The sequence below is a fragment of the Candidatus Rickettsia kotlanii genome, assembly GCA_030295365.1.
GTDB lineage: Bacteria > Pseudomonadota > Alphaproteobacteria > Rickettsiales > Rickettsiaceae > Rickettsia > Rickettsia kotlanii.
In genome coordinates this window covers 160,074-182,559 of the sequence record AP027062.1, presented here as the reverse complement: position 1 = coordinate 182,559, position 22,486 = coordinate 160,074, and the positions used below count along the sequence as shown (strand labels likewise).

Sequence of the window (22,486 nt, the reverse complement as noted above, 5' to 3'; positions counted from 1 at the left end):
CTCTTTTTGAAATTGACCTTCGTATACTACTAACTCAACCTTAATATTTTAAGTACATAAACATATAAAAACATGAGCAAATATTTAGAATACCCCGAGGTAGAAAGTAAAGAGCAGCCGCCGAAGAAGCTAGTAGTATTACTGCACGGTGTCGGCTCGGACGGACATGATTTAATAGGACTTGTGCCTTATATCAAAAATTATTTACCCAATTGTCATTTTATTTCCCCGCATGGTATCGAGGTTTATGATATGATGCCTTATGGTAGACAATGGTTTAGTTTGCAAGACCGCAGCCCGCATATTATGACAAAGCTAATTGCAAATAATATTTCTAAGGTTGAAGATATAATAAAGCAAAAGCAGGACAAGTTAAATCTAACCAACAAAGATACTATCATTATTGGCTTTTCTCAAGGTACGATGATAGGGTTATATTTAACACTAGTTCAAAAAGAGCCGTTTTTCTGTACTATAGGTTTTTCGGGTGCATTAATTCCACCTATGGAAGTTAATAATAAGCTTACTCCTATATGCTTGATTCATGGGGAATTAGATGAGGTAGTCGGTGTTAGCGAGATGTATAATGCTTCAAACTATTTATCTAAGCTGCATATAGAACATAGCGGACATAAATTAACATCTCTTGCTCATTCAATAGATGGACGGGGGCTTGAGATTGCGATTAATTTTATAAATAACCGTCATTGCGAGCAGCCGTAGGCTGCGTGGCAATCTCAGGATTTTGATACGAGATTGCTTCGTCGAAATTTTCAATTTTTCCTCGCAATGACTATTAGATATCCACACAATAAAACCAAAAAAATATGAGGGTGAATGAATATTTTTAATAATAATTTACACGAAACGGATAACGAGATTAATGAAATAATAAAGTATGAAAAGCTACGTCAAAGTAGCGTAATCGAGCTTATTGCATCAGAAAATTTCGTAAGTCCTGCTGTACTTGAAGCTCAAGGGTCGCTTCTGACTAACAAATATGCTGAAGGATACCCAAGTAAGCGATTCTATAACGGTTGCGAGGAAGTAGATAAAGCTGAAGTTTTAGCTATAGAACGAGTAAAAAAACTCTTTAACTGCAAATATGCAAATGTCCAACCTCATTCAGGATCACAAGCAAATCAGGCTGTATATCTTGCTTTATTACAGCCGGGTGATACGGTTCTTGGTATGTCCTTAGATAGCGGCGGGCATCTAACGCACGGTGCAGCTCCTAATATGTCTGGTAAATGGTTTAACGCCTTTTCTTATAGCGTAAATAAAGAGACTTATTTAATCGATTATGATGAAATTGAACGCTTAGCGGATTTGCATAAACCAAAATTACTTATAGCTGGTTTTTCTGCTTATCCTCGTAATATTGATTTTGCAAAATTTAGAGAAATCGTGGATAAAGTAGGAGCTTACTTTATGGCAGATATTGCTCATATTGCAGGACTTGTTGCCACAGGTGAGCATCAAAGCCCTATTCCTTACGCTCATGTTGTTACCTCTACTACTCATAAAACACTTAGAGGGCCAAGAGGCGGTTTAATTTTATCTAACGATGAAGAGATAGGTCAAAAAATAAATTCTGCATTATTTCCAGGACTACAAGGTGGTCCGTTAATGCATATAATCGCCGCAAAAGCCGTAGCTTTTTTAGAAAATTTGCAGCCTGAATATAAAAGTTATATTCAGCAGGTAATAAGTAACGCTAAAGCTTTAGCAAGTAGCTTGCAAGAAAGAGAATATGATATATTAACAGGTGGTACCGATAATCATATTGTTTTAGTGGATTTGCGTAAAGACGGAATCACGGGTAAGCTTGCTGCAAATTCTTTGGATAGAGCAGGGATTACGTGTAATAAGAATGCTATTCCGTTTGATAAAACTTCGCCTTTTATCACTTCAGGTATTCGCCTTGGTACTTCCGCATGTACTACTAGAGGCTTTAAAGAAAAGGATTTTGTATTAGTCGGTCATATGATAGCAGATATTTTAGACGGCTTAAAAAATAATGAAGATAATAGGGATCTTGAGCAGAAAGTATTAAATGAAGTGACAAAATTAATGGCATTATTTCCGTTTTATGGCTAATTTAAATAAACGACCTGATTGGATAAAAGTAAAAGCTCCTAATTCTACAGAGTACTATAATACAAAAGATTTAATCAAGAATCTGAGATTAAATACTGTGTGCGAGGAAGCTGCTTGTCCTAATATTGGTGAGTGCTGGTCAAAAAAACATACAACTGTGATGATTTTAGGTTCGGTTTGTACTAGAGCCTGTAGGTTTTGTAACGTTAAAACGGGTAGACCGGATTTACTTGATTCGCATGAACCGCGAAGGTTAGCGGAGGCGGTACAGAAGCTAAATCTTAAGCATGTAGTAATTACTTCCGTCGATCGTGATGATCTTGAGGATGGCGGAGCTTCACATTTTGCGGAGTGTATTAGCGAAATTCGAAAATCATCGCCAAATACTACTATTGAGATTCTAACACCCGATTTTTTAAGAAAAGAAGGAGCAGCTGAAATAATAGCAAACGCAAAACCTGATGTTTTTAACCATAATGTTGAAACAGTACCGTCTTTATACAAAACGATTAGACCGGGGGCTAGATATTATAATTCTTTAAGCTTACTTCATAATATCAAAAAATTATCTCCTGAAATTTTTACAAAATCCGGTATGATGGTGGGACTTGGGGAAGAAATAAATGAAGTAGTACAGGTTATAGATGATTTAAGAGAAGCAAAGGTTGATTTCCTAACTATCGGGCAGTATCTGCAGCCTACCAAAAATCATGCTGAAGTCACAAAATATGTTACGCCGGAAGAGTTTAAATATCTAGAGCGAGTAGCAAAAACAAAAGGATTCTTGATGGTTTCGGCAAGCCCGCTAACTCGTTCTTCATACCATGCCGATGAGGATTTTCAAAAATTAAAAGAGAATTACCAACAAAAACTAGTGTCTTAAAATATCATGCTTATTGCCTGTGTGGTCAGTTTTCATAGCTATTATCTTTATTTACTAAAGTAAATAATCCTCATGTTGATTAATTTATATATATGATATCATACGTGTCACGTGTATACGAGTATTTTATGCAGAAGAAATTGATCCATTACTATAGATGAAGTGGTTTATTATAGGCTTTATTCTGTAATAGGTGAACCTAAAATTAGCAAATTTATTGAGCAACTTGTGTTAAAACCTTATGTAATTAATGAGGAGCTTGGAGCCGCTTACAAAGCCAGGGCTCAAGATACAAAAGCTGAGGAGAAGGCCAATGAGTGGGTTAGAAGGGTTAATAGAACGCAATTTTTATGACAAGAGGTGAGGTGTATGGTGGTCGACTTTGATCCTGTGTTAGGTGGGGAAGTCGCTAAGGTAAGACCGGCAATAATTACTCAAATGCTTCATTAAATCGTGTGCAAGTAATACCTTTAACTAGTAACATCGATAAATGCTATCCTTGTGAAGCCTACGTAATGATAGGTATTAAAAAGGTAAAGTCATAACTGATCAAATAATGACAGTAAGCAAATTAAGATTAAAATCTAAAATTAACGTTATCTCTAATAAGGATATACAGTTTTTAAAGTATGCTCTTAAGTTGCAGCTAAGTCTATAACGACTATTCATTCAATATTTAGTACAATGATAAACATAGAAATTGTAAGAAACTACAACAAATGGCGTGAGCATAAGCAGATAAATAAGAGTTTAATCAAAAAAATAACTCAAAATATTTTATTGCGGTTTGATAATTTTAGTAAAATAAAACAATTTGAATTATCAATTTTACTAACAAATCCTGCAGAAATATTGACCTTAAACAAACAATTTCGTAATATAGAAAAAGCTACTAACGTTCTTTCTTTTCCAAGCAACGAATTACATTGGCAGGATTTATATTCTAAACTTGAATTTTTAGGTGACTCTGATTATATGCATTTAGGTGATATAGCATTTTGTTATGAGGTAATATATAATGAATCGTGCGAGCAGCAAAAAACTTTTGAGAATCATTTTATTCATCTTTTAATACATAGTATTTTACACTTAATTGGGTTTGATCATCAAAATGACACAGAAGCAAATATTATGGAAAATCTAGAAATTGAAATATTATCATATTTTGGTATTTTCTCCCCTTATTAACTAAGTAAAAAAATTTATGTTAAAATCTTCAAAAAAAGAAGATTCTAGTAAAAAAAATCAAAATAATAAGTTAATTTTTACTGTACGAAAATTATTCTCTCCGATAAAAAATTTTTTTAGAAAAACAAAAACGCCCGATAATTTTTTTGGTGTCATAAAACGCCTTAAAATTAATAGCCAAAAAATGACTTTAGATGAGCGTAATATTTTAGCTAATTTATTGGAGCTAGAAGATAAAACTATTGAAGATATAATGGTACCGCGTTCCGATATTGCGGCAATAAAATTAACTACGAATCTAGAAGAATTAAGTGAATCTATTAAGTTAGAAGTCCCACATACACGAACTCTTATATATGACGGTACTTTGGATAATGTAGTAGGGTTCATTCATATCAAGGATTTATTTAAAGCATTGGCTACAAAGCAAAACGGTTGTTTAAAAAAGCTTATACGTAAGCATATAATTGCAGCTCCTTCTATGAAATTATTAGATTTGCTAGCAAAAATGCGTCGTGAGAGAACGCATATTGCAATAGTTGTTGATGAGTATGGCGGTACTGACGGTTTAGTTACTATTGAAGATCTTATAGAAGAAATAGTAGGACGAATAGATGATGAGCATGATGAGCAATTAGATAGCGATAATTTCAAGATTATTAATAACTCAACAATTATTTCAAATGCACGTGTTGAAGTAGAAGTGCTTGAAGAAATAATAGGAGAAAAGCTACAAAATGATGATGATGAATTTGATACGATAGGTGGATTAGTATTGACTAGAGTCAGTAGTGTTCCGGCTATTGGTACTAGAATAGATATTTCAGAAAATGTTGAAATTGAAGTTACAGACGCAACTCCTCGTTCTTTAAAACAAGTCAAAATTAGACTAAAAAACGGTTTGAATGGTCAATGAATACGAATTTAGAGTCGGCGTTGTCCTCTAAATTCGTTAAAAATATTTTATCATTATATTTCAGCTTGTGCCTCATTTCCTATCAATTCCATCGGACTTTCTTGTGAAGTTACTTCTGTATAAAATGCTCATATGCTAGAATTGCTCTCATCGTTGCTACTACATCGGGAACACATTTGAGAATAAAAGCCGGAGATTTAAGTAAAATCACCTGCTATCACATAAATTCCAACAGCACATGCTCCTACTACTGCAAGCTTACCATACCAAGGGGTTGGTATCATCACTTCTAAATAACTGGACTATTTTGTTAAGCATAAAAATCAACCTAATTAGTTAATATTAAATTTTAGTTATGCGATATATAACTAAACATTAACTAACTGTCAATGATAATTACCATGAAACATGGACAATATAATTTTATGATATTATTTTCATTTGACTTAGCAGAGAAATTTGAGTTAAATATCGAAGTTATACATAAAAAATTATCATTATGAATGAATTATATATTAAACTACAAAATTATAGTAGTACATATCCTGAAGAAATAGTTACAAAAACAAAAATGCTTGAATTTTTAAATGAATATGAAAATCCTTTTAGCTGAGATTTACAAATAGGACATTTCACTGCGTCGGCTTTTTTACTTAATAATGATAAAACTAAATTTTTATTGATGCACCATAAAAAGCTTGATAAGTGGCTTCAACCAGGCGGTCATTGTGATGGAGATAGTAATATACTAAATGTAGCGATTAAAGAAGCTATAGAAGAATCTGGAATTAATGAAATCAAAACGATAAATAAGGAGATTTTTGATATAGACACCCATTATATTCCACCAACTCATAAGGAGCCTGCTCATTATCACTATGATGTACGATTTTTACTAAAAACAGTAAATAATGATAGTTTTATAAAAAATAACGAATCGAATGAACTTAAATGGTTTAACTTTTCTGATTATTCGAAATTAGATATTGAGCTAGAACGTTCCGTTACTAGAATGATAGAAAAGTTTATGACAATTAACCATACTGCTTGTTAAATATAAATTATTGCCCTATAATGGCGTTTTTTAAATAAAATGTAAATCAAATGCTATCATCTAGAATTTTTTCATTCCGTAGTAAGAACAAGGAAGATAATACTCCAAAAAACCTAGAAATTACATATCCAGGTTTAATTAATGAGAACAGACATATGAACTCTCTAGTAGGCGAAGTTGTTACTATTAAACTTAAGAATCAGCCTCAGTCTCATAATTTTATAAAGAGTGAAAAAGTTACCCTAACTTCATTTAAACCGCCTTCTTCTCAAAGTAAAGACGAATTTGATCCTATCTTAAAAGATGTTGAAAATATCTTAAAGGATTTAGAGGTTTTCTTAGATAATATAGAGACTAAAGCTTTAGGAGAGATTGATTCATAGTAACATCGATAGTTTTATGCTGTAATGTTCCTAGCTAAAAAGGGTATTGTCCGTGTGGATCAAGAAATGCGTTCGGTGTCATACCGTGGCTTGACCACGGTATCTTGGTTACAGACTGTATCCTTAGATCCCATGATTAAGTCGCGGGATGACAATAATTTATTTTATGCTATTTTTTGATATTCAAAATATATTTTTCTTACTGCATAAATCCACGCTAAGCATACAAAAGTAAATACCACCATTAGAATTGGTGCGATTGAGATAAAAGTGGCGGTTGGAACTAAAGTAAAAATAATAGATTGCACAAGACCGCTAGAGGATTTGCCAACTTTTGCACTTATCACGTCAACCGCAGCTTTGCCTTTGGTTTTGAGCTCCTCATCAAGAGGGATATATAACATTTCTCTTGAAGTATCCCATATAGAATACTTAGTACCTTTAGCTAAAATATTTTGAATACCACCGATCGAAACGGCAAGAGCAAGAGGTGACATTAAAATTGCTCCATCAAATAATGATAAAATTTGTTGGTCAAATACGATAAGTACAAAGAATAAAATGCCGGTCACCATTATTATAACCGGTGAAATAACTGCTGCTACAAACCAGTTGTGCATACGCATAACGTTATTACCGATGATGGTCATAACCATTATTGCCACGCCTGTCCAAAGTATATATAGACTGTTAAATTCAGCATAGGTATTTACAGTCGGATATAATTCCTTAATTTTTGCTTTCCATACGGCTTCGACTAAGTTAATAGCAAATCCGAAAGCTGCCGAACAAATTAAAAGTAGCCATAAATATTTTGATTTCGCAATATATTTAAAGCTTTTAATTAGCCCCATACGTTCTGAAGTTGATTTACCGCTTTTTGCTTTAGCATAGAGTAACGGATTAGTAAAAACGTTCTTGCTAATAAATCTAACTAATAAACAACAAATAATAGCAACAATTGCCACAATTGTTGTGGATACTTGAACTAAAGTGATTTTACTATCTGAAATACTCATAAACTTCTTAATAATAGTATCTTCTGATGATAGATTCATCATTAAAAAGCCGACTAATATTAAAGAAGAGTTGCCGAATAGCGAAAAGAGAGTATAAAATCTTTTTGCTTCTTCGGTAGTAGTCAGTTCATTAGCAAACTGCCAAAATAATAATACATAAAAAATATTAGGCCAAAGCTCGGCAAGACTATAATATACTATATAACCCCAATTACCTACTAATGAGATATACCACTTAAAATGAGGATAACGTTCCATCCAGTCAGCTAGATTATTGGGATGTATATGAAAAATATGAATATTAGGATAGATTACAAAAGTGAATAAAACAAAAAAGCTGATAAAAAATGCACTTAAATAATAAAAAATCTTTTCAAAAGTAAGATAATTAATCATTTTAGCATAAATAATCACGAATAAAGCAGCGGCAGGCGTAACGCAATAAACTTTAGCAAAACCTGCTATTTCTGCACTAATCTCAGAGATTAAAATACTATCTTTTAAGATGCGTAAAACATTTTGATTAAATAAAATACAAAACATTAAGGTACTCATTGGAATAAACTTTCCGAGTTCATAATTATGTACAGGCCAAAATGCCATTCTGAATTTGTTTTTAAACGATCGTGATGAGGTACTTAGCATTATAAATCCCTAAGGACAAAAAAAAAACTTAAGCACTTCAAGATTTTATGAAAAGATATTTCCCCTAAAACTTTAGAGCCTATATATATTGTTATTACCTTCTGAAGGTGCTGAACTTATATAATATATTTAGCTTTTTGTCAAGAATTACTAGCAAAATCGATCCAGCTTTAGTAGGTGAGGTAATCCTTGGACAGGTAATAACCGGCGGTAGCAGGCAGAATCCGGTGAGGCAAGCTCTGATTGATGCAGGAATACCAAAAAAAGTGCCGTGGCTATACGATTAATAAGGTATGCGGTTCAGGTCTTAAAAGTGTAGCACTTGCAGCAAATTCAATTATGACGGGTGATAATGAAATAGTTATAGCAGGTGGGCAGGAGAATATGTCGCTCGGTATGCACGGTAACTATATATCAGAGCAGGAGCTAAATGCGGCGATATTAAAATGGTTGATCTAATGCAGTATGACGGATTAACCGATGTATTTTCAGGAGTATTTATGGGTATTACTGCCGAAAATACCTCGAAACAGTTTAATATTAGCAGACAACAGCAGGACGAGTTTGTCTTAAGCTCTCACAAGACAGCAGCTAAAGCACAGCTAGCAGGAGTTTTTAAAGATGAAATCTTACCTATCGAAGTAACGATTAAAAAACTACTAGTTTGTTTGATCATGATGAAACAGTAAGACCTGATACCAGCCTTGAAATTCTGAGTAAATTACGTCCTATTTTTAATAAAAATGGTGTAGTTACGGCGGGTAATGCTTCCTCTATTAATGATGATGCGGCATGTCGTATGGTAGTTTCCGAAGCAGCTTTGAAAAAGCATAATTTAATGCCGCTAGCTCGTATTGTTTCTTATGCTTCAGCCGGTGTTGATCCAAGTATTATGGGTACTACCTCTGTTCCTGCATCCAAAAAAGCTTTAAGTAAAGCAGGTTGGAGCGTTAATGATTTAGAAGTTATCGAGGTTAATTAGGCGTTTGCTGCTCAAAGTATTTATGTAAACCGTGAAATGAAATGGGATATGGAGAAGGTTAATGTTAACGGTAACGGTGGAGCAATAACAATCGGTCATCCGATTGGGGCAAGCGGCGGACGTGTGCTTATGACTCTGATACAAGGCTTACGAAGAGCTAAAAAAGGCTTAGTTACTTTATGTGCCAGTGACGGTATGGGTATGGCTATGTGTGCTGAGCGGTTTAAATGTGCATTTGACTATATAGGCATTAATTTTATTTGTTAAAGAAGAAAGTTGTATTCATCTGAATTAACTACATTGTAATATATATCTGATCTAATATCTCTACAACCTAATAATGCATTATTACAATGTGTTATTGTATTTATAAATTCATGCAAGGTAGAAAAATGAGAGAATGCCTCCGGTTCATAACTCTTCCAATAATTTTCTGCTTCTTCTATATTATTACAAACACGCTTTAGCTTTTGACCAAAATATTTAGGAATATTCCCTAAATTTTTTGCCCAACTCCATACCATAAAATAGTTAGGATTAAAATCAGTAGAATCTATAAGAGGAGTTAGTTTAAAATGCTTCAATAAATTAGAAAAGTTATTTATGAGTTTATGAGAGGCTAACGCTTCATTGGGTACATAATTCTCATCATCAAATTGATGAAATATTTTTAATCTTTTTAGGCATATAGGTATCTCTTTTGTAAGTTCCATATAATGAGAAGATGGAAATTGGGTATTAAAAAGGTACAAGTTTGATTGCTTTTAAGCCATTCCTGGTCATTATTTATTATTTGTGCATCTTCAATTGGATATGCATCATTCCCATCAATTAAACAAGACAATATATAACCTAAGGTAGCTAATTGCATGTTTGGTGACCAGTTTATAGGATTCCAAGAAGACCAAATGCTAGACACTATATATTTAATAATTTCCTTATTATTTTGCTTTATTATATTCTATTTGGGTTAAAGAAATATATTAAATGAATTTATAAATACTAAATTTTATTGAAATCATTAATAATTTGGTAATAATTGTGTTAATTATACACATCTTTTATATGCTATAAATAGTAACATTAAAAAGTTGTTTCCTTCTTCTAGTTTCATACTTAGGATATTTCTATTTTAAGTGTAAACTTCTTTTGGTGTACAATCAATCTGATAAACAAATCAAATCTATCCTCGATGTATGGAAGATTATTGAAGTACTAACTCCTAATAAAAACGAAAATTTAAATAGATATTTTGAAATTATTAGAGAATATACCGATAAAAAAGGTAGTTTTAGTTGCAAACTGGATAAGAAAGAAACGCTTTTTTTCTTAAAAGATGCTTAGTTTGAAAAACTGGATAAAACAAAACTTGATATTGATCTTGAGAAAAACGAAGTAGCAGTTCATTGGCATATTTATCTCGGTTATTTAAAATGGTCGGAAGCTACACTTGAGATTTTAAAGAAAATCCAAAATATAACTAAATTAGATCAAGAGTTCTTAAATGATTATAATAACCATCAAGATAAGCAAGAACAACCGACAAACACCTATTGCTGGTTTAACTATAAATGAAAACGGTAAATATATTGAAGGATCGATGGTTATCTCTACTGCCGCTTATGCTCTTGGTAGAATCATGAGAGATAAGTTCCAAGAAAAAGAATTAAAAGATTTACCAAATTTTGTAGATAATAACAGCCTAATAGAGGAAGTATTTTCAGAAAGCGAGAGAATATATTTTAAGGATAAAAAGCAAGATTCTTGAATTAAACTCTAGATTTAAAAATGATTAATCTTATGATTGATTTTGTAGTTCAGAAGTTATTTATTTAACTGTTTTGAAATATACGTAAGAAGCGTTACCTCGCATAAAAAGAAAAAAGATAAACCGGTAATTTATAATTTTGTTGCTCCTTCTTTAGAAATGTTTAATAGTTTTTTTCTAAGACCATTAGATTTTGTACGAAGTAATATAGAAAAATTTGACTCAGAATCAACAATTGCCACATATCTAAGTAAAGAAGATAAGTCGGATTCCATAAATGTTTTAAAGCATCAAGAAAGTCTACAAGAACTGTTATCTCCATTTATGATGCAACCAACACGTTGGTGTCCATCGCCGAGTCACTCTCTTGCGGCACTGTAAGCTGCATCCTCTTTTCAGGGAAGCTTTTTGCTGTTAATAGTCCGCCTGGTACAGGTAAAACCACAATACTTTTTGATCTTACAGCAAATATCTATGTAGATCGTGCTTCATATTTAGCAATTTTAGAAGATCCTAAGGACGGGTTTCAAAATAAAAAATCTTTCTTACATACACCAAATTTTGATTATCATATTAATTCTTTAAAACCAAAATTACAAACTTACGGTATGGTTGTTGAATCATCTAATAACAATGCCGTTGAAAATATATCTAAAGAAATATCGTTATATAGTAAAATATATAAGCTATATCATAAAGATTTAAGTTATTTTAAACAACTTTTATTGGAAGAGGAAAAAGAGAAAGATTGGGGGATATTTGCTGCGGTGCTCGGTAATCATGGAAATAAAAAGAGATTTTCAAATAAGTTTTAGAAATATAAAGATGAAGAAAAAACGATGATAAGAATGATGAAAAATATAAAATGCTGCAATATCTTAATCTGCTAGTTAATAATAAATGTAAAGATAAAGCCCCTGTATATTTTAAACCTGAATATTGTAATTCTATAGATGAAATTAATAATGAATGGAAAGAAGCGTGTGCTGATTTTAACAATTTATACAGTGAAATTTATAAAGTTTATGAAAATATTGCATCAGTTATTGAATTTAATAAAAAGAAAAGAAAGTTAATTAAGGAAGAGGATTTAGGAGTGATATATGCAGAAAAAAAGAAGAGCAAAATGAGTTAGAATTAGAGCTTGATTATAAAAGCTCTAAAATACTTGAAATTGATTGTGAAATAAAATTATTAAATTTGTTTTTTGAAGAAATTCATGCATTTTTTAAAACTGCAAAATACAATTCTTGCTATGAGCAAAAACGGGCTTTAATTAAGCTAAAAAATAAATCTTCAGAAGAAATTGACCGGATAAAAACTGATATTAAGAATATTAAAGCTGAAATTAAGAAAATTGAGGCTTCTGTAGAAAAAATAAAACAGCTTAACGACGATATAAGCTTAGCTATCGTAAGTTTAAAAGATTAATATTTCAATATTAAGGATTTTGAAGAAGATTTATTTTGAAAAAATTGGCAAGAAAATTTTGAAGATTTAAATAAAGTCACTCCTTACTTTGATAAAGAGTTTGAAAAATTAAGATCAAAATTATTCATAAGTGCTGTAAGATTACATGAGATATTTATAAATATTAATGCTGATAATTTTTGGCATAGCCTGCAATATTTCTTTGATATGGCAGTGCATTCATCGGGTGACCCTAAGATAAACAAAATTGCTTGGCAAAATTTATGGTCATATCTGTTATGTCTACAACTTTTTACTTATTCGATAAAATGTTGGCAACATCCGAACATAATGAAATTCCTTGGTTATTTATTGATGAAGCAGGGCAGATACCGCTATAATAATTAAAAAAAGTCGTAGTAGTCGGTGATCCGCTGCAAACACTATTTCTATATTAAAGCAAGATTTAATGAACAAATTATGTGAACATTTTAAGGTTTCATATCTTGAGTGGTCACCTTCAGAAGTTTCATTGCAAAACCTAGTTGACCGTAATGCTTTATATCAAGCAAAAATAGATGATGTTACAGTTGGTTTGCCTTTATTAGTGCATAGAAGATGCCAAAATCCGATGTTTAAAATATGTAACAAAATAACTTACGGTGACAAAATGATTTTTGCTACCTCTGACTGTAACTCTGATATTAGAACGATTTTAGGTACTTCAAAATGGATAGATATAAAAGATAATAAGGTTCAACGTTATAAATATGAATCGGAAGCCGAATTTCAAAAATTACTAGAGTTATTAAAACAAGTATTAAAAGAGAAAAATGGGGATGATTTGCTCAAACAAATTTACATTATTACAATATATAAAGATTACAGTGAATCTATTTGTAGAAAATTGAATGAAATATATGACAATTCAAGATATGAGAAAACAATTCAAGCATTTAAAATATCGGCACTATTCATGCATTTTAAGGCAAAGAAAACGATACGGTAATAATACTACTAGGAGCTCAGCATCCTCTTGATAAAGGTGCAACAAATATAATGACACAAAAGCCAAAAGTCTTAAGCGTCGGTATTAGCAGAGCTAAAAATAACCTTTATGTTATCGGTAGCCTTGAGATTTGGCTGAAACATAAATATATGCCGGAAATCTATAATATGTTTGGTGATAAAGATTATACTTAGATAGCACTACAAGAATTGGCTAACTGTCCAGACTGGCGGAGAGAGAGGGATTCGAACCCTCGATACGATATGACCCGTATAACGGTTTAGCAAACCGCCGCCTTCGGCCACTCGGCCATCTCTCCGATCATGGCTTTACCTTATATCATCTAATAAGCAAAGTTTCTAGAATTATTTTATAATTTTTCTAACTAAATATAAGCATTTCCCGGTTTTACGGAATTGTTCATAATCAAAGTTTCCTTATCAAATCCGGGTAGTCCTTTAAAGTTCATATACCAATAACTAGGTAAATCATCCCAACTACGGAAATATTCAATATATTTGTAAAACTGTTTAGCCGTGGCTTCGATAGTTTTAATATCCGTGTTATCATCACAAATATCAAAAAGTTATTGGGTTATATAATAAATAAATTTAGTATCATTTTTATATTTAGCTATTAAGTACTCTATAATTTCGATTTGTTTAAGCTAAGATGGATAAGAGTCTGAAATTAACAATTGTACAAAATGCTCACTATCACTACAGATGCTAAATAATATTTCTGAATGTTCTCAAATAATTTCTGATGTTTAACTAAAAATCTATTCCAAGTTATTGCTTCAAGATTGACAAAACTCTTAATAGTCTTTTGGTTGGCATTCGGGAATATATTTTTGTAACGGTACTAAAAAATTGAAGTTATCTAAATTTTGATGAAAATTTTGTAATTCTTCAAAATGTGCAGCCATAAAAATGATTGTACACTGAGTAATAAGAAAACCTACAAAATAAAATTGATGATATTTGAATATCTGCTACTAACTCGCTGTCTAGTTTTCTAATATCATTTACTAATTATTGTATAGTTTTTAATTATAGGTTCTTCATTATTAGCAATAATATAAATTTTCGGATTATATATCTTTGAAGTTATTTCGCAGCATATTTTTTACTGCTTTTACCGTATTTGATTTAGATAATCAAGCTCTAATATATGAATATTGGTAAGTAATAAACTTGCATGATCTATTTTATTAAAAGGAGCAACATACCATGGAGATTCACCTTCTTTAATGTCTTTTTGGATAAGAGCAATTTTTTTATAACATTCTTCTTTTAAAAATGTATCATTAGTATCTGTTAAGGCTAAATTTTAAAATCCTCTATTACCTTATCTAAATAGCTCTGCCAATCACTAGTGAATAATTCTAGCAATTGCTTAAAAAAACTAAAACTAATTTGCATATAATAATATTAAGTTAATTTAAAAACTTTATGAATCAGAAGTTATTAGAGACAGTTATTGACTAACGTTATCTAAACAATTCTGTAGTTCTTCTAAATTACTTATATTACTTAACTTATATGGATAATTAATTTTCCGGAGCATATTTGTTAGTACACTTCCTGCCCCTATTTCTACTATATGAGCGATTTCTAATTTGTGAAATAGTTCTAAAGTTTCACGCCATCTAACTCGCCCGCATATCTGAAGAATTAAATTTTGTTTGATTTCTGTAGGATCTAGAGTAGGTTTTGCGGTATAATTGAGGACTATCGGTATCAGAGGCTTATTAATTACAGCTTGATCAAGAGCTGCTCGCATTTTTTCTTCTGCCGGTTTCATTAAGCTACAATGAAATGGAGCGCTGACTTTCAGCTTTATCGCTTTATAACCTAAATCTTTAATTATACTAATAGCATGATCTATAGCTGTGGTCTTGCCGCTAATAACTATTTGTCCTTCGATGTTGTCGTTGGCAATTTGGCATAAATTTACTTTGTTGATTTCTTCTAATATTTCTTCAAGTTTTTGAAGCGGAATATTAATACAAGCCGCCATGCTCCCCTCACCTTCAGGACATGCTTCCTGCATAGATGTGCTACGTATATGAAGTAGTTTTGCTGCTGTCTCAAGGTTAATACTTTCGGTACTACATAAAGCACTATATTCACCTAGCGAATGACCGGCAGCATAATCGCAAAGACTATCCAAACTTTTACCGGTTTCAGCTTTGATAATATTTATTATTGCCATAGATACTGCCATTAATGCCGGTTGTGCGTTAGTGGTTAAGGTAAGTTCTTCAGAAGGTCCATTAAAAATTATATCAGTGAGTTTTCGGTTTAGTACTTCATCAACGATTTGAAAAGTTTCTTTGGCGGGTTTAAAATTATCATAAAAATCTTTTCCCATGCCGATCAATTGCAACCCTTGACCGGGGAAGATAAAAGCTGTTTTCATATTTTGTATTATCGATTGAGTTTATTAATAGATTTTATTAAAATTTTCTAAAATAGTCAAATTATTTAAAGTATTTAAAACTGTTTTTCAATTATTACGCTATATATAATTTTTACAAAAGTATTAATTTTTCTTAGCTCTATAACTTGATTACTTCCAACTAGTACTATAAATTAAACTAAGAAAATATAAACAAGGAAATTAGTTATGAAGTTAAAAGAATATTTTAAAAAGTACAGCTTTTGGTTCGTGGCTTGCTGCATTTAAAAAATTATTTAGTAAAGAGGCATTAGAAGAGGAAATACTGAATATAAAACTAAAGGAATCTGAAAAGCAAGAGGTTAATAAAAAAGATTTAGTTATTTTATCTAATAATATTATTGAAATTGAACAAAAAGATACAGTAGAGCATGAAATTTCCAGAGTTAACCAATATAAAGAAAAACATAGGTTTGGTATTTACTCTAATTACCAATATTCAATTAGCAAAATTTGCAGAATTTATCTCTAATTTACCAAAAAAACATAGTGAATTTAAGGATTACTTTTGTAGTGAAGAACAAAAAGATGGGTTTTTTAAAGAAGATATTTATAAAAAAGTTGTTAATAAAGGTAAATTAGTTGAAAAATTCCAAAACTCATATAAATATAATTATGAAAAAATAGAACAAAATGTTCATGAATTACAAGCTTATTTAGATTCATATGAATATAATTGTGGCATTCTTAAATCTGATTTATTAGAGCATGATTATTATCATAATGCATAAATTATTATGCTATCTATTTTAGAAGTAGCGGTTTCAATAAAAATCTTATTAATTTTCTTATGACAATATCTAAATATAAATGATTTAAATTTAAGATATAGGAGTTAAATTGAAATAAATGTTACTACTATTATGTAGTATCTAACTAAATTCTTTGAAATTAATGATGTTTGATCAGTTAAATATCTTATATCCTCTGTTAATAAGTATTTTGATTTTTCTTGTTGTAGTTGTTATTTCTAAAATAACAAAGTATAAACAAGCCTTAAAAGAAAAAAATTTAAGTATTATTCCGTATTACCTTTTGCATAAGCATAATGCAGGGATGGTAATTATTTAACCTTTCTATTTTAATTCTTGCTTTATTTTCAAACTTTCTAAAATTTTTAACATAAGACGCTATTTAAATATATGTGTGTCTTAGTAGTATATTATATTAATATAGCAGCTACTAATTGAGAAATTTATCGCAAGTGTGTTTGGCTATTTCATACCAGCAATTTTCAGGAGTAGTAGATTTATTACTAAAACCGCATATAATCAGCCTGTCTTTAGCTCTTGTCATTGCAACGTAGAGTAGTCTTATATATTCTTGCAAATCTCTTAATTTTTCAGCTTCTTTCAGCTCTTGCAAAAACTCAGGAGTATCGGCAGCATTAGCAGAGAAAAACATTTCTCCTTTATCATCCCAAATAAATTTATTGTTGCTTATCGGTAAAGTAGTAGAATCGCATAATATAACAATAGGAGTTTCAAGCCCTTTAGAGCCGTGGACGGTCATTACTCTTATTTTGTCTGAATGCTCCATATCACGTTTAATATAGATATCGTTATTTTCAAACCAAGCAACAAATCCTTGCAGTGAATTATCTATATCATTTGCATAGTTTTTGCTTAATGTTAATAGCTCATTTATCATATCATCACTATCATCATCGTAAATTTCGCGTAAATTTAGATTATGCACCACTAAATCAAAGAAGTTCTCAACAATCGATATTTTATAAATTTCAATTAGAGAATCTAACTTATTATATATCTCCTTATGTGAAGAGAGTATATCCCATAAACTATTCTCACTTTTATTTACAAGAAGTTCGTATAATTGCTGCTCGCTTATGCCAATAATCGGTGATTTTAGTAAACCGGCAAGATTTAAATCATCATCAGGTAGTAACACAAATTTAGCTAATGAAATTAAATCCATTATAGTTAGATTTTCCTTAAGGTTCATTCTATCGCTTACTTCAACTTTAAGTTGAGCTTTGCTAAGTTCTTTGATTAGATTATTACTAAATTCATCTCTCTTCCTGACTAATATCATGAAATCTTTTTCAGATATCCTGTTTGCAGTAGACGGTAAAATTTCTTCGCTTTCTATTTGTTCTTTTATAAAATTTACGATTTTTTCTATGAGTAAATCGGCAGCAGATTTAGAATTTTCATAATCTTTAGGTAATGCCCAAAAAAGCTCTTCTTGTTTTTCATTCGTCACTAATGGCCAAACCGTTACAGAGCCTTGATGTGTACGAAATGAGGATATTAAAGGATTATTTGAAAGAAATAAACTCGGGTAATTGGATTTTATATTTTTTAAAACATTATAAGTAAATTGTAAAATCTCTGTACATGATCTATAAGAATATTCAAGTGTGATATTTTTGAATTTTTTATTAGCATTTGTAAGATTTGCTTTTAGTCGCTCATTTACTAAGTTGAAATTATGAAGATCAGCCCCTTGAAAACTGAAGATCGATTGTTTATCATCGCCGACTATGAAAACACTATTATTTGGCCTCTCTACAGCATTAAACTCTGTTATTAAAGTAGTAACAATATTCCACTGCGGGGGGCTTGTGTCTTGTGCTTCATCGACAAGAATATGATTTATCTCGCTTTCAAGCTTATGCAGCAACCACTCATGAGTAGTTTTATTATTTAGTAATTTCTCGGCGTAGTAAATTAAATCGTCGTAATCGAGTAAATTATTTTCTTCCTTATATGAATCGTATTTTTTTAAAATAATATGCGCAAGTTTAGTCAGTAAGTTCGTATGATATTCTAGCTCTTCTATGCGACGCAGCTCATCTAATCGGTAAATTTCAGAGGTAATTTTTTCTAACTCTAGTAATAATTTAGGATATTTCCTTATTAATTCTTTCGATAAAAGGCTTTGTCGTTTTTTCCCGTCTTTAGTAAAAAAAATTTCTTTCGGTGCTATTTCCACATCGTACTCGGCAAGTAAGTTTTTTACCTTATCGTAAATATTATTTAATTCCCCTAACGCTAATCTTTTATTAGATATTTCTTTGGGAATTTGCTTATTTATAAATAACTTTCTGAATTTAATTTTCTGCTCGATTATCTCGGTAAAAATATCTTGCAGAGTTATTTCATGAAATCGGTTAAGTAAAATTTTAATTAAGTCATTATGTTCATCGCTTAAGTAAATTTCGTTTCTGATATTTAGGAAGATATCTTGTAATTTAGTTTCTTCAAGGATTTTAAATTCTGGTGTTATGCCGGCTTCTAAGGGAAAAGTGTTAAGGATTTTTTGACAAAAAGCATGAATTGTATAGATATTTAAAAGCTTATTGCTATTTAGTATTTTATCATATAAAGTTTTTGCGTTTTCTGTTTCTTGTGGCGATGGCTTATTGCCGCTCATTAAGAAAAGTGCTTCTTCTAGTTGCTCGGCGTTGCAAAGAGAAAGATATTTAAGTCTGCTATTAATTCTTACTTGCATCTCTATAGCTGCAGCATTAGTAAAAGTAAGGCATAAAATATTAGAAGGCTCTACGCCCGTTATTAACAGACGTAAAAATCGGTCGGTTAGGATTTTGGTTTTGCCGGTACCGGCAGATGCTGATACCCAAACAGAGTAATTAGGATCGGATGCTTCTCTTTGTAAATCATTCATTTATGTATCGATTTTCTACTGTCACCCCGTAGCTTGACCACGGGTGCCAGTCTTTTTAATTATTTTTCTGGATCCCGCTACAAGCTCGCGGGATGACGTCCACAGCCATATAACGGCGCCGATAAATTACATATACTACGATTAAAGAAATAGCAAGTCCAAACCAAGTTAGGGCGTATTCTAAATGGTCATTTCTGATTGCTGCTAAATGATTTATTGTAAGAGGTAATAAAATATCTAGATTACTAATATCTTTTCCTTCCGCAATAATATAAAAATTCTCAAGATCTAAGCCTAACACTTTGGATGTTTCTTTTAAATTTAGCGTTAGCCACACATTATTTTTTATATTGTTAGCAGGTAAGTAGATACGAGTTTTTTCTGATGGCATGGTAACACCGATAATCTCGTGCTGCCGGTTGTTTGTAGCTTGCGTGATAATATTTTTATTGCGATTACTGAACCAACCTCGTGCTACTAAAATAACTTTATCTTCTATGGTTTTAAAAGGAGTAACTAAATAATATCCGTCTTTTTCACTCGACATTGACCTTCTACCGTATAAATATATGTCTTTATTAGGCAAAAATTGACCGGTAATTTTTACTTTGTGATAAGGTAAACCATCTTGAATTTCTGCTAAATTAATTGCAGGTGAGGTTAGGTTAGCTTGCATTGAAGCTAAAAATAATTTCTTTTCTTTTAAACGACTAAGCTGCCAAAAGCCTAAAGAGATAAGTATTGTGAAGGTTATAAATACAAGAAAATTTGTTTTCATAAATAAGTTTTAAGGGGATTATTGATAATCGTCATTGCAAGCGAACGTAGAGAGCATGGCAATTTCACGAAATAATATAAAATTCCTGAGATTGCCACGTTGAGGCTTTGCATCTCCTCGCAATGACGTTTTACTAAGCAGTTTTTAAAATTCTACTGAGAAACTCTTTATGTTTTTGCAGCTCTTCTTTTGTAGGTTTAATAACAATAGTAGCTTGCTCTGTTTTGTTATTTACTTGATTGGTTGCTAAATTATTTATTCTGGCAGATTTATCAACCATTTTAAAAGCGGATTGTCTACCGCCCATTAACTCTACATATACTTCTGCAAGTAATGCTGCATCTTTCAAAGCTCCGTGAAGCTGCCTACCTGAATTATCAACTTTAAATCTTTTACATAATGCATCAAGATTATATTTTGAGCCTGGGAACATGCTTCTAGCCATTACTAAAGTATCAATAGTATTTGCTAGTTCCAAGAGTTTAATTTCGGTTCTTTTTAATAATGATAATTCGTGATTTAGAAATTTAATATCGAAAGGAGCATTATGAATAATCAGTTTGCTATCTGAAATAAACTCTAAAAGATCATCGGCTATTGTATGAAATAGAGGCTTGTCTTTTAAAAATTCGCCGGATATGCCATGAATTCTATAAGCCTCAAACGGCATATCTCGCTCAGGATTAATATAAAAATGAAAATTCCTGCCTGTTAATACCTTATTTACCATCTCAATAGCACCGATCTCAACGATTCGATGACCTTGTTGTGGGTCAAGTCCCGTAGTTTCGATATCTAAAATTATTTCTCTTAAACTCGACATTCCAAATTCTTTATTAGCTTCGCTATTTGTTTTTCCAAGTCTAACATATCAACGCCGCTATTTATAGCAAAATCTGCTTTTGCTATTTTGCTCTCTTGTGATAGTTGAATTTCTTTGATTTTATTATAAATTTCTATATCAAACGAAGATCTCGTTATTGCTCTTTGCATTCTTATTTCTTCAGAGCAGTATATTGTTACGACAAAATCGAAATACTTATCAAATTTAGCTTCATAAAGCAACGGTATTTCAGCAAAGCCAAATTTGGAATTAGCATTTTCTTTTTTAAATAAAATGAGTTTATCTATTAGTAAGGGGTAAATAAAATTTTGTAGTTTTTCTCTAGCTAGGTCGTTATTGTAAATTAAATTACTGATTTTTCTAATATTGAAAGACCCAAGTTCAGGTAGTAATTTTAAAATCTGAGTTTGCAAAACTACATCTTGATATAATTCTTTTATGCATTTATCGGCACAAAAAGTTTTATATCCTTTTTCTGCTAAATAATCCAACATAAAAGTTTTGCCTGATGCATAGCTACCGGTAATACCTATTGCTAACATTTTGTTATAAAAATTTTATGTTCATTAGCGAGTTTTATAGTTAATTCTTCTTCGACTATAATTACGTTATTTTTTTGAATCGCTACCCCTTTGTAATTATCTTTAGCAAGATTTTTTATAGTATTAGGACCGATCGTCGGCATATCTAGTCTATTATCTTGACCTAATTTTGCTATTTTTACTAATACTCCTCCATGAGGATTTTTACGTAAATCTGCACATCTCGTTATTAAATTATCCGTTCCTTCGGCAGCCTCTATACCAAGTATGTAGCCACTTTCAACTATAACCGATTGTGCGATGTCGAATGCACTTAGATGATTCAATAATTTTATTCCAAGCTCAATATCATTTTTATCTGAACTTATAGGGTTAGTATCGGTTATAATATTGGAGTTATCTTGTTGATTTTTATATATTTCATTACTTGAAATTACCTTGAAACCGTAACTTTCAAAAAAATCCGCTACTGTTTTTAGCAAACTATCATCTCCTCGAATTTTTTGCCCAACTATTTTGAAAAGCAATAAACCGCCTATTTTATCTACGGCTAAATTTTTAAAATTTGGTCTATTAACTCCACCGATAAAAACAATATTTTTTACCTCATGCTTCTTAAAATATTTTATAGCTGCTCCGATCATACCGATTTTTAAAATCTTATATTCAAAATCTTTAATTTGATCTATATCAGCTTCGTCTTTAATTGCCGCTATATAGCAATTACCGCCTTGCTTTGTATAATGACCTGCTATTAAGTAAGGTAATGAACCTCTGCCGGCGATAATCCCAAGATTTGGTAGCATAATTAAGTTTTTAATTTAGAATTCTAAACATTTATTATAAGTCCA

The 22,486-nt window shown here is 31.2% G+C and carries 26 protein-coding genes, 1 tRNA gene and 4 pseudogenes; 19 read left to right on the top strand and 12 right to left on the bottom strand.

What is annotated here, in order from left to right:
* The first annotated feature begins 72 nt into the window (after positions 1–72).
* From QUD19_RS01115 to tlyC, 6 genes are all read left to right on the top strand, one after another.
* On the top strand, positions 73–723 hold the full coding sequence (locus QUD19_RS01115) for a dienelactone hydrolase family protein (protein ID WP_498808263.1): 651 nt from the start codon (positions 73–75) through the stop codon (positions 721–723).
* A 114-nt stretch (positions 724–837) separates the two neighbouring features.
* Entirely contained in the window at positions 838–2,100 is a 1,263-nt protein-coding gene (gene glyA / locus QUD19_RS01110; RefSeq protein ID WP_498808262.1) for a serine hydroxymethyltransferase, read from the top strand.
* Positions 2,093–2,983, top strand: coding sequence for a lipoyl synthase (gene lipA, locus QUD19_RS01105; RefSeq protein ID WP_498808261.1), 891 nt, complete (start codon positions 2,093–2,095; stop codon positions 2,981–2,983). The genes glyA and lipA overlap by 8 nt, the downstream gene beginning before the upstream one ends.
* 162 nt (positions 2,984–3,145) lie before the next feature.
* Positions 3,146–3,337: a hypothetical protein gene (locus tag QUD19_RS01100; protein WP_498808260.1), complete on the top strand. Its 192-nt coding sequence runs from the start codon at positions 3,146–3,148 to the stop codon at positions 3,335–3,337.
* Positions 3,338–3,667: 330 nt separating this feature from the next.
* A complete protein-coding gene (gene ybeY, locus QUD19_RS01095; protein WP_498808259.1) occupies positions 3,668–4,171 on the top strand; it encodes an rRNA maturation RNase YbeY in 504 nt (167 codons plus the stop codon).
* A 16-nt stretch (positions 4,172–4,187) separates the two neighbouring features.
* Positions 4,188–5,087: a hemolysin C gene (tlyC, locus tag QUD19_RS01090; protein ID WP_498808258.1), complete on the top strand. Its 900-nt coding sequence runs from the start codon at positions 4,188–4,190 to the stop codon at positions 5,085–5,087.
* A gap of 53 nt (positions 5,088–5,140) precedes the next feature.
* On the opposite strand, the pseudogene QUD19_RS01085 reads toward tlyC, so the two are convergent.
* Positions 5,141–5,371 (bottom strand): annotated as a pseudogene (locus QUD19_RS01085) (hypothetical protein).
* A gap of 215 nt (positions 5,372–5,586) precedes the next feature.
* On the opposite strand from QUD19_RS01085, the gene QUD19_RS01080 reads away from it, so the two are divergent.
* The 3 genes from QUD19_RS01080 to QUD19_RS01070 are packed head-to-tail and all read left to right on the top strand — an operon-like array spanning position 5,587 to position 6,524.
* Complete coding sequence (locus QUD19_RS01080; protein WP_014411033.1) at positions 5,587–5,700, top strand: hypothetical protein; 114 nt, start codon at positions 5,587–5,589, stop codon at positions 5,698–5,700.
* 9 nt (positions 5,701–5,709) lie between these two features.
* Complete coding sequence (locus QUD19_RS01075; protein ID WP_498808651.1) at positions 5,710–6,141, top strand: NUDIX hydrolase; 432 nt, start codon at positions 5,710–5,712, stop codon at positions 6,139–6,141.
* A 50-nt stretch (positions 6,142–6,191) separates the two neighbouring features.
* Positions 6,192–6,524, top strand: a complete 333-nt coding sequence (locus tag QUD19_RS01070) for a hypothetical protein (RefSeq protein ID WP_498808257.1) — start codon at positions 6,192–6,194, stop codon at positions 6,522–6,524.
* 164 nt (positions 6,525–6,688) lie between these two features.
* Here QUD19_RS01070 and tlc5 read toward each other — a convergent pair whose 3' ends face one another.
* Positions 6,689–8,188: a GTP/GDP exchange transporter Tlc5 gene (gene tlc5 / locus QUD19_RS01065; RefSeq protein WP_498808256.1), complete on the bottom strand. Its 1,500-nt coding sequence runs from the start codon at positions 8,186–8,188 to the stop codon at positions 6,689–6,691.
* Positions 8,189–8,289: 101 nt separating this feature from the next.
* Between tlc5 and QUD19_RS01060 the strand changes: the two are divergent.
* A pseudogene (locus QUD19_RS01060) lies at positions 8,290–9,437 on the top strand (acetyl-CoA C-acetyltransferase).
* On the opposite strand, the gene QUD19_RS01055 reads toward QUD19_RS01060, so the two are convergent.
* A complete protein-coding gene (locus QUD19_RS01055) occupies positions 9,434–9,883 on the bottom strand; it encodes a hypothetical protein (protein WP_498808255.1) in 450 nt (149 codons plus the stop codon). The pseudogene QUD19_RS01060 and the gene QUD19_RS01055 overlap by 4 nt on opposite strands.
* Positions 9,884–10,322: 439 nt before the next feature.
* On the opposite strand from QUD19_RS01055, the gene QUD19_RS01050 reads away from it, so the two are divergent.
* The 3 genes from QUD19_RS01050 to QUD19_RS01040 are packed head-to-tail and all read left to right on the top strand — an operon-like array spanning position 10,323 to position 10,938.
* On the top strand, positions 10,323–10,514 hold the full coding sequence (locus QUD19_RS01050; protein ID WP_498808254.1) for a hypothetical protein: 192 nt from the start codon (positions 10,323–10,325) through the stop codon (positions 10,512–10,514).
* Positions 10,515–10,523: 9 nt separating this feature from the next.
* Positions 10,524–10,745, top strand: coding sequence for a hypothetical protein (locus tag QUD19_RS01045; protein ID WP_498808650.1), 222 nt, complete (start codon positions 10,524–10,526; stop codon positions 10,743–10,745).
* On the top strand, positions 10,675–10,938 hold the full coding sequence (locus QUD19_RS01040) for a hypothetical protein (protein WP_498808253.1): 264 nt from the start codon (positions 10,675–10,677) through the stop codon (positions 10,936–10,938). Before QUD19_RS01045 ends, QUD19_RS01040 begins: the two co-directional genes overlap by 71 nt.
* 131 nt (positions 10,939–11,069) lie before the next feature.
* On the opposite strand, the gene QUD19_RS01035 is transcribed toward QUD19_RS01040, so the two are convergent.
* On the bottom strand, positions 11,070–11,213 hold the full coding sequence (locus QUD19_RS01035; protein WP_498808252.1) for a hypothetical protein: 144 nt from the start codon (positions 11,211–11,213) through the stop codon (positions 11,070–11,072).
* A 69-nt stretch (positions 11,214–11,282) separates the two neighbouring features.
* Here QUD19_RS01035 and QUD19_RS01030 point away from each other — a divergent pair, with 69 nt between their 5' ends.
* The 5 genes and pseudogenes from QUD19_RS01030 to QUD19_RS01010 all read left to right on the top strand — a co-directional run bounded on the left by QUD19_RS01030 (position 11,283) and on the right by QUD19_RS01010 (position 13,551).
* A complete protein-coding gene (locus QUD19_RS01030) occupies positions 11,283–11,753 on the top strand; it encodes a hypothetical protein (RefSeq protein ID WP_498808251.1) in 471 nt (156 codons plus the stop codon).
* Between the two features lie 50 nt (positions 11,754–11,803).
* On the top strand, positions 11,804–12,073 hold the full coding sequence (locus QUD19_RS01025) for a hypothetical protein (RefSeq protein WP_498808250.1): 270 nt from the start codon (positions 11,804–11,806) through the stop codon (positions 12,071–12,073).
* Between the two features lie 65 nt (positions 12,074–12,138).
* Positions 12,139–12,408, top strand: a pseudogene (locus QUD19_RS01020) (hypothetical protein).
* Positions 12,409–12,817: 409 nt separating this feature from the next.
* Positions 12,818–13,357 carry a hypothetical protein gene (locus QUD19_RS01015; protein ID WP_498808249.1) on the top strand — a complete coding sequence of 180 codons (540 nt, stop codon included), beginning with the start codon at positions 12,818–12,820 and terminating at the stop codon, positions 13,355–13,357.
* 50 nt (positions 13,358–13,407) lie between these two features.
* A complete protein-coding gene (locus tag QUD19_RS01010) occupies positions 13,408–13,551 on the top strand; it encodes a hypothetical protein (protein ID WP_498808248.1) in 144 nt (47 codons plus the stop codon).
* A gap of 33 nt (positions 13,552–13,584) precedes the next feature.
* On the opposite strand, the gene QUD19_RS01005 is transcribed toward QUD19_RS01010, so the two are convergent.
* The 3 genes and pseudogenes from QUD19_RS01005 to fabD all read right to left on the bottom strand — a co-directional run bounded on the left by QUD19_RS01005 (position 13,585) and on the right by fabD (position 15,781).
* Positions 13,585–13,676, bottom strand: a tRNA-Ser gene (locus QUD19_RS01005).
* A 66-nt stretch (positions 13,677–13,742) separates the two neighbouring features.
* Positions 13,743–14,015, bottom strand: a pseudogene (locus QUD19_RS01000) (hypothetical protein).
* An 821-nt stretch (positions 14,016–14,836) separates the two neighbouring features.
* Positions 14,837–15,781 (bottom strand): ACP S-malonyltransferase, encoded by a 945-nt coding sequence (gene fabD, locus QUD19_RS00995; RefSeq protein WP_498808247.1) that lies wholly within the window; start codon positions 15,779–15,781, stop codon positions 14,837–14,839.
* A 410-nt stretch (positions 15,782–16,191) separates the two neighbouring features.
* On the opposite strand from fabD, the gene QUD19_RS00990 reads away from it, so the two are divergent.
* Complete coding sequence (locus QUD19_RS00990) at positions 16,192–16,551, top strand: hypothetical protein (protein ID WP_498808246.1); 360 nt, start codon at positions 16,192–16,194, stop codon at positions 16,549–16,551.
* Positions 16,552–17,002: 451 nt separating this feature from the next.
* Here the strand turns inward: QUD19_RS00990 and QUD19_RS00985 are convergent, their stop codons facing one another.
* The 5 genes from QUD19_RS00985 to QUD19_RS00965 form a co-directional block, all read right to left on the bottom strand.
* The gene (locus QUD19_RS00985) at positions 17,003–19,471 is read right to left on the bottom strand and encodes a UvrD-helicase domain-containing protein (protein ID WP_498808245.1); all 2,469 of its coding nucleotides are present in this window, start codon (positions 19,469–19,471) and stop codon (positions 17,003–17,005) included.
* A gap of 55 nt (positions 19,472–19,526) precedes the next feature.
* The gene (locus tag QUD19_RS00980) at positions 19,527–20,249 is read right to left on the bottom strand and encodes an SURF1 family protein (RefSeq protein WP_498808244.1); all 723 of its coding nucleotides are present in this window, start codon (positions 20,247–20,249) and stop codon (positions 19,527–19,529) included.
* Positions 20,250–20,382: 133 nt separating this feature from the next.
* Complete coding sequence (gene dnaQ / locus QUD19_RS00975) at positions 20,383–21,072, bottom strand: DNA polymerase III subunit epsilon (RefSeq protein WP_498808243.1); 690 nt, start codon at positions 21,070–21,072, stop codon at positions 20,383–20,385.
* Positions 21,060–21,635 carry a dephospho-CoA kinase gene (gene coaE / locus QUD19_RS00970; protein WP_498808242.1) on the bottom strand — a complete coding sequence of 192 codons (576 nt, stop codon included), beginning with the start codon at positions 21,633–21,635 and terminating at the stop codon, positions 21,060–21,062. Before coaE ends, dnaQ begins: the two co-directional genes overlap by 13 nt.
* The gene (locus tag QUD19_RS00965; protein WP_498808241.1) at positions 21,629–22,441 is read right to left on the bottom strand and encodes an LpxI family protein; all 813 of its coding nucleotides are present in this window, start codon (positions 22,439–22,441) and stop codon (positions 21,629–21,631) included. Before QUD19_RS00965 ends, coaE begins: the two co-directional genes overlap by 7 nt.
* Between the last annotated feature and the right edge of the window lie 45 nt (positions 22,442–22,486).

Excerpts from the sequence above, each read along its gene's own strand:
- fabD (WP_498808247.1), bottom strand. The coding sequence starts at position 15,781 with ATGAAAACAGCTTTTATCTTCCCCGGTCAAGGGTTGCAATTGATCGGC.
- coaE (WP_498808242.1), bottom strand. The coding sequence starts at position 21,635 with ATGTTAGCAATAGGTATTACCGGTAGCTATGCATCAGGCAAAACTTTT.
- QUD19_RS01035 (WP_498808252.1), bottom strand. The coding sequence starts at position 11,213 with ATGGAATCCGACTTATCTTCTTTACTTAGATATGTGGCAATTGTTGAT.
- ybeY (WP_498808259.1), top strand. The coding sequence starts at position 3,668 with ATGATAAACATAGAAATTGTAAGAAACTACAACAAATGGCGTGAGCAT.
- lipA (WP_498808261.1), top strand. The coding sequence starts at position 2,093 with ATGGCTAATTTAAATAAACGACCTGATTGGATAAAAGTAAAAGCTCCT.
- QUD19_RS01080 (WP_014411033.1), top strand. The coding sequence starts at position 5,587 with ATGAATGAATTATATATTAAACTACAAAATTATAGTAGTACATATCCT.
- QUD19_RS00985 (WP_498808245.1), bottom strand. The coding sequence starts at position 19,471 with ATGAATGATTTACAAAGAGAAGCATCCGATCCTAATTACTCTGTTTGG.
- QUD19_RS01040 (WP_498808253.1), top strand. The coding sequence starts at position 10,675 with ATGATTATAATAACCATCAAGATAAGCAAGAACAACCGACAAACACCT.
- QUD19_RS01025 (WP_498808250.1), top strand. The coding sequence starts at position 11,804 with ATGCTGCAATATCTTAATCTGCTAGTTAATAATAAATGTAAAGATAAA.
- QUD19_RS00965 (WP_498808241.1), bottom strand. The coding sequence starts at position 22,441 with ATGCTACCAAATCTTGGGATTATCGCCGGCAGAGGTTCATTACCTTAC.
- QUD19_RS00990 (WP_498808246.1), top strand. The coding sequence starts at position 16,192 with ATGAAATTTCCAGAGTTAACCAATATAAAGAAAAACATAGGTTTGGTA.
- QUD19_RS01115 (WP_498808263.1), top strand. The coding sequence starts at position 73 with ATGAGCAAATATTTAGAATACCCCGAGGTAGAAAGTAAAGAGCAGCCG.
- tlyC (WP_498808258.1), top strand. The coding sequence starts at position 4,188 with ATGTTAAAATCTTCAAAAAAAGAAGATTCTAGTAAAAAAAATCAAAAT.
- QUD19_RS01055 (WP_498808255.1), bottom strand. The coding sequence starts at position 9,883 with ATGGAACTTACAAAAGAGATACCTATATGCCTAAAAAGATTAAAAATA.
- dnaQ (WP_498808243.1), bottom strand. The coding sequence starts at position 21,072 with ATGTCGAGTTTAAGAGAAATAATTTTAGATATCGAAACTACGGGACTT.
- QUD19_RS00980 (WP_498808244.1), bottom strand. The coding sequence starts at position 20,249 with ATGAAAACAAATTTTCTTGTATTTATAACCTTCACAATACTTATCTCT.
- QUD19_RS01015 (WP_498808249.1), top strand. The coding sequence starts at position 12,818 with ATGAACAAATTATGTGAACATTTTAAGGTTTCATATCTTGAGTGGTCA.
- QUD19_RS01010 (WP_498808248.1), top strand. The coding sequence starts at position 13,408 with ATGACACAAAAGCCAAAAGTCTTAAGCGTCGGTATTAGCAGAGCTAAA.
- tlc5 (WP_498808256.1), bottom strand. The coding sequence starts at position 8,188 with ATGCTAAGTACCTCATCACGATCGTTTAAAAACAAATTCAGAATGGCA.
- QUD19_RS01070 (WP_498808257.1), top strand. The coding sequence starts at position 6,192 with ATGCTATCATCTAGAATTTTTTCATTCCGTAGTAAGAACAAGGAAGAT.
- glyA (WP_498808262.1), top strand. The coding sequence starts at position 838 with ATGAATATTTTTAATAATAATTTACACGAAACGGATAACGAGATTAAT.